The 9,694-nt window shown below is 67.4% G+C and carries 11 protein-coding genes; 5 read left to right on the forward strand and 6 right to left on the reverse strand.

Annotated elements, in window-relative coordinates:
• Together V7Q81_RS12135 and V7Q81_RS12140 are read left to right on the forward strand one after the other, a co-directional pair.
• On the forward strand, positions 1-449 hold a 449-nt coding region (locus V7Q81_RS12135), incomplete at its 5' end, for a TlpA disulfide reductase family protein (protein ID WP_333843645.1).
• An 83-nt stretch (positions 450-532) separates the two neighbouring features.
• The gene (locus V7Q81_RS12140) at positions 533-1,351 is read left to right on the forward strand and encodes a ferredoxin--NADP reductase (RefSeq protein ID WP_333843647.1); all 819 of its coding nucleotides are present in this window, start codon (positions 533-535) and stop codon (positions 1,349-1,351) included.
• Positions 1,352-1,399: 48 nt separating this feature from the next.
• On the opposite strand, the gene V7Q81_RS12145 is transcribed toward V7Q81_RS12140, so the two are convergent.
• Both V7Q81_RS12145 and V7Q81_RS12150 read right to left on the reverse strand, forming a co-directional pair.
• Positions 1,400-1,585 (reverse strand): hypothetical protein, encoded by a 186-nt coding sequence (locus V7Q81_RS12145; RefSeq protein ID WP_333843649.1) that lies wholly within the window; start codon positions 1,583-1,585, stop codon positions 1,400-1,402.
• Positions 1,582-2,802 (reverse strand): MFS transporter, encoded by a 1,221-nt coding sequence (locus tag V7Q81_RS12150; protein WP_333843652.1) that lies wholly within the window; start codon positions 2,800-2,802, stop codon positions 1,582-1,584. The genes V7Q81_RS12145 and V7Q81_RS12150 overlap by 4 nt, the downstream gene beginning before the upstream one ends.
• A 798-nt stretch (positions 2,803-3,600) precedes the next feature.
• On the opposite strand from V7Q81_RS12150, the gene V7Q81_RS12155 reads away from it, so the two are divergent.
• The 3 genes from V7Q81_RS12155 (at position 3,601) to V7Q81_RS12165 (ending at position 7,154) form a co-directional block, all read left to right on the forward strand.
• Positions 3,601-5,022, forward strand: coding sequence for an FAD-linked oxidase C-terminal domain-containing protein (locus V7Q81_RS12155; RefSeq protein ID WP_333843654.1), 1,422 nt, complete (start codon positions 3,601-3,603; stop codon positions 5,020-5,022).
• Positions 5,015-5,743 (forward strand): aldolase, encoded by a 729-nt coding sequence (locus V7Q81_RS12160; protein ID WP_333843655.1) that lies wholly within the window; start codon positions 5,015-5,017, stop codon positions 5,741-5,743. The genes V7Q81_RS12155 and V7Q81_RS12160 overlap by 8 nt, the downstream gene beginning before the upstream one ends.
• A gap of 85 nt (positions 5,744-5,828) precedes the next feature.
• Positions 5,829-7,154 (forward strand): DUF3422 family protein, encoded by a 1,326-nt coding sequence (locus V7Q81_RS12165; protein ID WP_333843657.1) that lies wholly within the window; start codon positions 5,829-5,831, stop codon positions 7,152-7,154.
• A gap of 137 nt (positions 7,155-7,291) precedes the next feature.
• Here V7Q81_RS12165 and V7Q81_RS12170 read toward each other — a convergent pair whose 3' ends face one another.
• The 4 genes from V7Q81_RS12170 to V7Q81_RS12185 all read right to left on the reverse strand — a co-directional run.
• Positions 7,292-7,933: an adenosylcobinamide amidohydrolase gene (locus V7Q81_RS12170; protein ID WP_333843661.1), complete on the reverse strand. Its 642-nt coding sequence runs from the start codon at positions 7,931-7,933 to the stop codon at positions 7,292-7,294.
• 8 nt (positions 7,934-7,941) lie between these two features.
• Positions 7,942-8,667 (reverse strand): adenosylcobinamide-GDP ribazoletransferase, encoded by a 726-nt coding sequence (locus V7Q81_RS12175; RefSeq protein WP_333843668.1) that lies wholly within the window; start codon positions 8,665-8,667, stop codon positions 7,942-7,944.
• Between the two features lie 6 nt (positions 8,668-8,673).
• Positions 8,674-9,267, reverse strand: a complete 594-nt coding sequence (locus V7Q81_RS12180) for a histidine phosphatase family protein (RefSeq protein ID WP_333843664.1) — start codon at positions 9,265-9,267, stop codon at positions 8,674-8,676.
• A partial coding sequence (locus tag V7Q81_RS12185; protein WP_333843666.1) for a nicotinate-nucleotide--dimethylbenzimidazole phosphoribosyltransferase occupies positions 9,264-9,694 on the reverse strand: 431 nt, incomplete at its 5' end. The genes V7Q81_RS12185 and V7Q81_RS12180, both read right to left, overlap by 4 nt.

The raw sequence follows: 9,694 nt of genomic DNA on the forward strand, positions 1-9,694 counted from the left end.
AAACCCCACCCCTCGCCCTGCCCGACCTGAGTGGGCGCGTGCATCGTCTCGAGGACTACCGAGGCCAGGTGGTGCTGGTCAACTTTTGGGCCACCTGGTGCCCGCCCTGCCGCGCCGAAATGCCTTCCATGCAAAGGCTCCAGGACAAGCTCGCCGGACGGCCCTTCGCCATCCTGGCGGTGGACATGGGTGAAACCGAGGCCGAGGTCCGGGATTTTCTCAAGGAAGTGCCGGTCCGCTTCCCCATCCTTCTGGACAAGGACGGTGCCGCCCTGAGGGCGTGGAAAGTGCGGGCCTTCCCCACCAGTTTCGTGGTGGATACGGAAGGCCGGGTCCGCTATTCCCTCTTCGGCGCCAAGGAGTGGGATGACCCGGACGCGCTGGAGAAGATCGGCGTTCTGCTCCAGGGGGCGGCCAAGCGCCAGGCGGGCCGTGAAGCGGCAAGATGAACCGCTCAACGCAACGGATCCTCTCGACAAGCGCGGGGTGGGAAAGCCGGTATCACGCAGGTCCACAGGACTGAGCGGGAACGATGGCCAACGACATAGAAAGAGCTCCGACGGAGCAGGAAAAACGCCCGGCGACCACGCCCCGTCCGACGAGCGCGGCCAAGTTCGTCGAAGGGCGGGTCGTGGCCCTTAAACCCTGGACCGAGCGGCTGTACTCGATCCAGGTGGAAGCAGCCGTAGAGCCCTTCCGGGCTGGCCAGTTCGGGCGCCTGGCGCTTCCCGGCGAGGCGGGCGAGATGATCGTCCGTCCCTATTCTTTCGTGAACGCCCCCCACGAGCGGCCCCACGAGTTTTACTTCATCACTCTGGAGAACGGCCCCCTGACCCAGCGGCTGGTGAGGCTGCATCCGGGAGACCCCATCTGGATCGCGCCCCGGGCCTCGGGCTTCATGACCCTTGCCGACATCCAGGATGCGGACTTTCTGTGGCTTCTCTCCACGGGCACCGCTGTCGGCCCGTTCCTCTCCATCTGCAAGACGGAGGAGGCCTGGCGGCGGTTCAAGAAGGTGGTGCTCGCCCACGCGGTGCGCTACGCGGAGGAGCTCACCTACCAGGAAACGGTGCGGGTCATCGCCGAGCAGCGAGGGAGCCAGTTCGTTTACGTGCCCTTCGTCACCCGGGAGGATACGAATTTCGCCCTCAAGGCCCGGATCCCCCAGGCGATTCAGGACGGACGGCTGGAGGCTCGGGCAGGCGTGCCCCTTGCCGCCGAAGGCTCCCAGGTCATGATCTGCGGTAACCCGGACATGGTAGCCGACACCAGCGCCGTATTGGAGGCGCGGGGCTTCAAGAAAAACCGGCGCAAAGACCCCGGCCAGATCACTGTGGAGAACTACTGGTGAAGCAGTGATCCGGCGGAGTTGCCATTACCGCTCCGCCGGAAAAAACATTCAGCACAACCGCAGGTTGGAAAACCACAGAAGGGCGTCGGGGTCCAGGTAGCCGCGAAAAGCCCACACCCCGAGGGTAGTGAGCGCCGCCACCAGCGCCACTGCCAGCCAGGCCCAGGGGTTCCCGTCCAGCGCGTCTTTCACCGCCCGCGGCAGCCCGAAGACTTCCCCACGCCTTGAGATCATTTCACGGATGCTCCGGCAAAGGAGGCGGGCCTCAGCGCCCGGTCGTCGATGGGCCAGTGCAGGAGGGCCGCTAGCACTCCCAGCCCGATGGTGATGACCCAGACCGTGTCATAGGTGCCGGTCAGATCGAACAGAAAACCGCCCAGCCACACGCCCATGAAGCTTCCCATCTGATGGCCCAGAAACACGAAGCCGAACAAGGTCGAGAGATATTTTACGCCGAAGATCTGGGCCACGACCCCATTGGTGAGGGGCACGGTGCTCAGCCATAGAAGTCCCATACTGGCGGCGAATAGATAGACGGAAGTCTCGGTGATGGGCAAAAGCAGGAATACCGAGATCACCCCCGCCCGGACGAGGTAGATGCCCGCCAGAAGATATTTCTTCCGGTAATGCCCGCCCAGCCACCCTGCCGCGTAAGTGCCCAGGATGTTGAACAGCCCGATCAGCGCGAGCGCCATCATTCCCGCCTGGGCAGGCAGTCCTTGGTCGGTCAAGAAGGCCGGAAAGTGCACGGCGATGAATACCACTTGAAAACCGCACACGAAGAAGCCGAAGCACAAAAGCCAGAAGCCCGAGTGCCCCCCCGCCTCCACCAGGGCCTCCCGCATCGTTTGCCCAGAAAGGACGCCGGCGGTCGCACCGTCGCGACGCTCCGCCAGGGCCGCTGCCAGGGGTGCCATGAGCGCTGCCAGGACGGCGAGGAGGAGAAGCGCGTTGAACCAGCCAAACGCCCCGATCAAGGACTGCTCCACCGGCAGCATGATGAACTGGCCGAAAGAGCCCGCGGCACCGGCAATGCCGAAGGCCATGCTGCGCTTGTGGGGCGGAAAGGCCCGGCCCAGGGCGCCGTAGACCACCGAGAAGGCGGTGCCCGAGAGCCCGAGCCCGATGAGCAGCCCGGCGCTCAAGGAAAGGGTGACAGGGCTGTCCGAGTAGGCCATCAAGGCGAGGCCCAAAGCATAGAGCACGCCGCCCGCGGCGAGCACCCGCCCGGTCCCGAACCGGTCGGCCACCATGCCGGCGACGGGCTGCGCTAAGCCCCAGACCAGGTTCTGGAGTGCGATGGCGAAAGCGAACACTTCTCGGCCCCAGCCGTACTCGCCGCTCATGGGCTGGAGAAACAGCCCGAACCCATGGCGGATGCCCAGGGAGAGGGTCAAGATCACCCCCCCGAAGAAGAGGACAACGGCGGGGGTACGCCAGGCTCCTTTCACCTTTCTCTCCTTTGGCAAAGATGCACTCATGGAATCAGCAGTATAGGCCTGTTCGCCGCGGGACAAGCAACACATGCCCGGAGCGCAGGCAAGCCTTCTGTGCCGGTGTGTGCCTCGAGACGTCGCCCCGAGGGGGCATCGTGATGACAGCCAAACGAGCCGAAGTGCAACAAGCCTGTGATACGCCTCGCAGGCGAAGACACCCCCTTGGCCCAGATCTAGCAAGCGCGCTTGCTCCTCTTCGACCTCTCCTGCCAGAACAAGCCCCCCGCAGCTTTTTCAATCTGACCTTGGGGAGGGGGTGTGACCGACGCGGCGCCAGACGTACAGCTCACCGCCCGGCTGCCGATACGGGAGCCGATCGACCGGATACGCCGGACCGTCGTCATGGCCAAGGTCGGCTCATCTCACCGGCAGACCTGGGCTGGAACGCCCGGAGCGTGCACGCAGTCTGGAGGGCCAGCGGGAAAAAGCCGAGCGCATCGCCGTTCGGCCTACCTTGATCCGCTGCCGCCCAGTGCCCAGGCCTGCGCCGAGTGGGGCGTCTCCCGGCTAACCCCGTACTGTTCGGTGGCCAAGTACGGGCTCAAGCACTGAGCGCTGTTGATACCACTTCGCCGCGCACGAGCGCGGATGTCCGCTAAGAGCAAAATTCCCCCTCGTTCATGATCATTCAATGCCTGCATCGAGTGTTCTCAAGACGCGTGGGAGAGAAGAAACGCCTCATGACAGCCCAACTTCCCGTGATGCCGAGGCGCCCGATACGCGCATCGTGGTTTTGCGTTTAGAATCGCTCCCATGGCACAGCGCGACTGGCCAATGGGCCGCCCGGCACCGCTTCCCCAAAACGTCCTCGACGAGCTGCGTGCCATCGTGGGCGAGCGCTTGTCTACGTCGGCCGCGGTTCGCGCCCATCATGGCAAGGACGAGTCCTATCACACGCCCCAGCCCCCCGACGCGGTGGTGTTTCCCGAGACCACGGAAGAAGTGCGGGCCATCGTGGTGGCCTGCCGCCGCCACCGGATACCCATGGTGCCCTTTGGCGCTGGCACCTCGGTGGAAGGCCAGGTCCTCGCGCCCCACGGGGGCGTGTGCGTCGATTTCGCCCGCATGGACCGTATCCTGGCAGTGCATCCCGAAGACCTGGACGCCACGGTCCAGGCCGGGGCCACCCGGGAACGATTGAACGACCATCTACGACATACGGGGCTTTTCTTTCCCATCGACCCCGGCGCTAACGCCACCCTGGGCGGCATGGCCTCTACCCGCGCCTCCGGCACCAACGCCGTGCGCTACGGCACCATGCGAGAGAACGTGCTGGGACTCACTGTGGTCACCGCCGACGGGCGAGTGATACGCACGGCCCGGCGCGCCCGCAAAAGCGCAGCGGGCTACGACCTGACGCGCCTGTTCGTGGGCGCCGAGGGCACCTTGGGGCTCATCACCGAGGTGAGCCTACGGCTTCACCCGCTGCCCGAGGCCATCTCCGCCGCCGTCTGCCCTTTTCCCGACGTGAGCTCCGCCGTCGCCACGGTGATCCAGACCATCCAGTCGGGCATCCCCATCGCCCGCAGCGAGCTGCTGGACGCTTTGACCCTGCGGGCGGTAAACCGCTACGCCAAAACCGGCCATCGGGAAGCGCCCACCCTTTTCCTGGAATTTCACGGCACTGACGCGGGAGTGGCGGAGCAGGCCCGCGCCGTGGAGGCCATCGCCCGGGAACACGGAGGGTTGGGCTTTCAATGGGCCAGCCGGCCCGAGGAGCGCAGCCGCCTGTGGAAGGCCCGGCACGAAGCGTATCCGGCTTGCCTGCAGCTCGTCCCCGGCCGCCGGGCGCTCGTCACCGATGTCTGCGTGCCCATTTCTCGGCTGGCCGAGTGCATCGAGGCTACACAGGAGGACATCGCCCGAACCTCACTTCCAGTGCCTCTCTTCGGCCACGTGGGCGACGGCAACTTCCACTTGATCGTGCTGGTGGATCCCCAGGAGCCCGAGCACCTCAGGGAGGCGCGCACCCTCAACCACCGGCTGGTGCAGCGGGCCCTCGCCCTGGACGGGACCTGCACCGGCGAGCATGGCATTGGCGTCGGCAAGCGCGACTACCTGCGTGAAGAGCTGGGCGAGGGCGTGGAGCTGATGGTGGCCATCAAGCGAGCCCTGGACCCGGACAACCTGTTCAATCCGGGCAAGATCTTTCCGGAGGACGCCGCCCGTGGATGATCCGTTGAAGCAAGCGCGTATCGATCTCGCCGCCGCCCTGCGCGCCGCCGAGGTCTTGGGCTTTCACGAGGGCATCTGCAATCACTTCAGCGTCAAGGTACCGAATACCACTGACCGGTTCCTGGTGAATCCCTTTGGCCTCCACTGGCGCGAGATCACCGCGAGCCGCCTGCTCCTGGTGGACGCGGAAGGTCGCGTGCTGGAAGGGGAAGGCCGGGTGGAGAAAACGGCGCTTTGCATTCATACCGCCCTCCACCGCCGCAACTCCCGCGCTGTCTGCGTGCTCCACACCCACATGCCCTACGCGACAGCGCTCACCATGATCGAGGGCGGCGAGCTTCTTCCCGCTGGGCAGAATGCCCTGCGTTTCTACGGCGATATCGCTTACGACCACGCCTACAACGGACTGGCGCTCGCCGAATCGGAGGGCGAGCGCATCGCCCACGCTTTGGGAGACAAGCGTGTTCTCTTTCTCGCCAACCACGGCGTCATCGTGGTGGGCAGGAGCGTCGCCGCCGCCTTCGACGACCTCTACTATCTGGAGCGGGCGGCCCAGGCCCAGGTCCTCGCCCTGTCCACCGGGTTGCCCCTCAAACGCGTGCCCGACGAGGTGGCCCGCCGCACGTTCCAGGAATTCGCTTCCACCGACAGCTATGCGCGCCTCCACTTCGAAGCACTGAAGCGGCTCCTCGCCGGGGCCGATCCCGACTATACGACTTGAGGCGTCCCAGCCCACGCCCCGCGCCTGGAGCCCAAGGCTTTGCTATCCTTCGCCGGCACACCGACCCTTTCCGGAGGATGAGACCTTGGATGCGCCTCACCCTTACTGCGCCTGGCGGTTGAACCCGTTGCCCGAGCGGGAAGCCCTGGTGAACGAGCTGCACGCCCGACCCTTCATGGCGCTGCGCGCGCCTCTGGAGGTGTCCCACCTCGCGGTGCTATCCGGCGAGCTGGAAAACGAACGCAACCGAGACCACTTCGTCGAGCTGTGCCGACGTTTCGGCGCCACCCCGCCCGCCCCTGAAGCGAACCACCACGTCGCTGACCTGGGAGACGTGCGGGTGCGCTGGGAGCGGCACACGGAATTCACCACCTACACCTTCTATCGGCAAGGGCTTTTCCTTGAGCCCTTCCGCGATCCGGCCATCACCCGCGTGCCGGTAGACTGGCTGCACCAACTCCCGGGCCAGCTCCTGGTGGCGGTGCATTTGGCCCTGGAAAGCACCACTACGGCAGAGCGGGACGCGGCGAGCCTGGCGGCCTTGTGCGGCTCGGACCGCTACGTGGGCGCCTTCATGGCCGGCGGCAAGGCGATCGCCTGGACCGACTTTCGGCTCAACGCCGACGGCTTCGTGCGCATCCTGGTCCGCGATCGGGGGCTCAACGACCGCCAGGCGGGCCGGCTGGTGCAGCGACTGCTGGAAGTGGAGACCTACCGCACGGCGGCCCTGCTCGCCTTTCCTCTGGCGCTGAAAATCCGTCCCCAGCTGCGGGCGCTGGAGTTGGAGTTGACCGGGCTCACCGGCCAGATCGCCCAAGTCAAGGATCTGGAGACGGAACAAGCGCTGCTCGCGGCGCTCACCCGCCTGGACGCGGAGACGGCGCGGCTCGCGAGCCAGACCAGTTACCGCTTCGGCGCCGCCCGCGCCTATTACAGCCTGGTGCGTCGGCGCATCACCGAGCTGCGGGAGGCCCGCATCGAAGGGCTGCAAACTTGGGGCGAGTTCATGGACCGGCGTCTCGCTCCGGCCATGGAGACCTGCGAGTCGGTCAACGCCCGGATTAATGCCCTGGCGGTGCGGGTCGCCCACGCGGGCAATTCCCTGCGCACGGTGGTGGACGTGGCGCTCCAGGCCCAGAACCGGGACTTGCTGCGCTCCATGAACCGCCGGGTGCAACTGCAGATCCGCCTGCAGCAGACCGTGGAGGGCCTCTCGGTGGTGGCCATCAGCTACTATGCCATCGGGTTGCTAGGCTATGGCTTCAAAGGCCTTGCCGGCTTCGTGCCGGGCTTGTCCGTGGAGCTGCTCCAGGCAGGAAGCTTGCTCGTGATCGTGCCCTTGGTGTGGGCGGGAATCCGCCGCCTGCGGCATCTGGCCGCCCCCGAACCGCCCTCGTTTGGGGCTCGCTGAGCTGCGCAGCAGCTGCGCCCATGACTCTATCGACACCCTCCATAGCGTGAGTGAGGGCACGATCCTGGTGCCGGACACGCCAAGCAGTGGCGCACACAAGCAGCGTGGAAAAGCGGTCTATGGCCCGGTTCGATCCGCTATCGCAAGCCCGATCGGAAGGCTTGCTCGAAGGCCCGCGCCACGCACCAGCCCACCGGCGTGACGGCCCCCGCGTACCGGGCCGGTGGCCCCGGTAGCGCGGCGATGGTTACCGTGTCAGTGCTGGTGCCGGTGGCCGGGTAGCCGTCGGGCGTGCGTCGGCCGGCGAGTACCCGGGCTTTCACTTCGGCCACGAGTTGCACCAGCTCCACCCAAGCGGCATTGGGCAGCTCGGCTTCCACGATCACGCAAGCGTTGATCGTGTGGGGAAGCGGGACCTCGAACACGGGGCTCAATCCCGGGGCAGAGAGATTGCTCAGACCCGCCGTCACCCAGGCACGGGCGCGAAATCCGTCCCGCATCTCGCTGCCTTGCCCGTAACGCTCCAGCCGCGCCGCGGTCAGGCAGCCAGTGGTCTCCTCCGGGGGAAACCCCAGGGAGGCGAGCCGGGCGGCGATCCAGCCTTGCAGATCGGCCTCGCGAAAATCAGCGCCCACATGGTGGTTGACCCAGTGGCGACTCTTGACCCAGCCGCCCCGGTAGGGAGCGCTGGAGAGGACGGGGCAGAGCCGGCCGAAATCCACCGATAGCGTGCCCCGCGCGAGCCTCACAGAAACAGAAGCGGGAAAGGTGTCGAACACGGGAATCGCTACGCGACCGCCGCCATCAGCACTGCGGCCTCGGCGAGCTCCACCAGCGCCCCGGCGGTATCTCCCGTGGTTCCGCCGAGACGCGCCATCATGAGGGCGCGAAGGCCGCCGAACACGAGGGCCGCCGCCAGCACGATCACGACCCCTTGCTGCGGGAACAAGATGAAGAGGAGCACCACCGATGCCCCGACGCTCGCCGCCGCGCCGCGGCGAGGCAAATGGGCGGCCAGGGCGCTGCCCAAACCGCCCGGGCGCACGTAGGGGGTGGTCAAAAACAGCAAGGGCACCAGGGCCCGGCCGGCCAGGGGAGCGGCGCAAAGGGCGGCCCAGGCTTGCCCTTCCAGCGCCGCCTGCAACGCGGCGAACTTGGCGATCAGCACCAGCGTCACCGCCACGATCGCACCTGCGCCCCGGTGAGGATCCTTCATGATGGCCAGGGTACGGTCGCGGTCGCCGCCGCCCCCGAGCCAAGCGTCGGCGCTGTCGGCCAGGCCGTCCAGATGCAAGGCCCCCGTGACCGCGACCCACAGGGCGAGGAGCAACGCCGCGGCGAGGCCGCAGGGCAGGCCTTGCAGGGCCCAGCCGAGGCCCGCCAGCAGCCCCCCCAGCAGGACTCCGATGGCAGGGTACCAGACGATGGAGCGGCCCACGTCCTGTGCCCGCCAGTCACCCCGGGCCACGGGCAGGCGGGTGAGGAACTGGAGCGCGATCAAGAAGGGTTGCAGCATCGCTCAAGGCGATCCCGCGGCCTGCGGAGAGCTCCGCGGGCACTGGGCTTGCCAGCGAACCCGGTGCCCGAGGGGCACCGGAATGGCCAGCAGGTGTGTGAGCGGCCGGCCCGTGAGATGGGCCGCGACCACCCGGATCGGCCCGCCGTGGGTGATGATCAGCACCCGCTCCCCCTGGCAACGGGAAACGAGTTCCCGCCACGCGGCGAGCACCCGATCCCGGAACGCGGGCAATGGCTCGCCTCCCGGGGGCGGATGAGTCAGGGGATCGCGCCAGAACCGCTCCAGGGCTTCGGGCTCTTCGGCCATCAACGCCTCCGCGGTCCGCCCTTCCCAGGCGCCGAAATCGATCTCGCTCCAGCGCTCGTCCACTTCCAGGATCCGGCCGTAGCGCTTCGCCAGCGCTCGGGCGAAGGCCGCGCAACGCGCGCGGGGCGAGGTCACGATGCGCTCCCAGGGGCCTTGTCCTGCCACCGCTGCCTCCATTTGCCGCCAGCCGGCGGCAGTGAGGGGATCATCAGTGCTTCCCCGATAGCGAGCCCCGCCCTCCGCTTCCCCGTGGCGCAGCAGGTTGATCCATGCCGTGGCCGCCGTCACCGGGTCTTCTCCGAAACGCCCGCCTCGGCAAAGGTGGCCATCTCGGCGTGAAGCGCGCAGGCGAGCCGCAGAAGGGGCAGCGCTACTGCCGCCCCGCTCCCCTCCCCGAGGCGCATGCCCAACTGCAGGATGGGCTCGGCCGCCAGTGCCTCGAGGAGGCGCCCATGGCCGGGCTCTGCGGAGGCGTGGGCGAAGAGCAGCCACTCGCGAGCGCCCGGGCAGCAGCGCACCGCCACAGCCGCCGCGCAGGTGGCGATGAAGCCGTCCACCAGCACCGCAAGCCCCGCCTGGGCGCAGGCGACGTAGGCGCCCACGAGGGCCGCGATCTCGAAGCCGCCCACGCAGCGCAGGGCTTCCAGGGGATCGCCCAGGGCGGCGCGGTGGCGCGCCAGAGCCTGTCGCACCACCTGCGCCTTGTGCGCGACGC

Source organism: Pelomicrobium sp. (genome assembly GCF_036803785.1).
Taxonomy (GTDB): Bacteria; Pseudomonadota; Gammaproteobacteria; order Burkholderiales; family UBA6910; genus Pelomicrobium.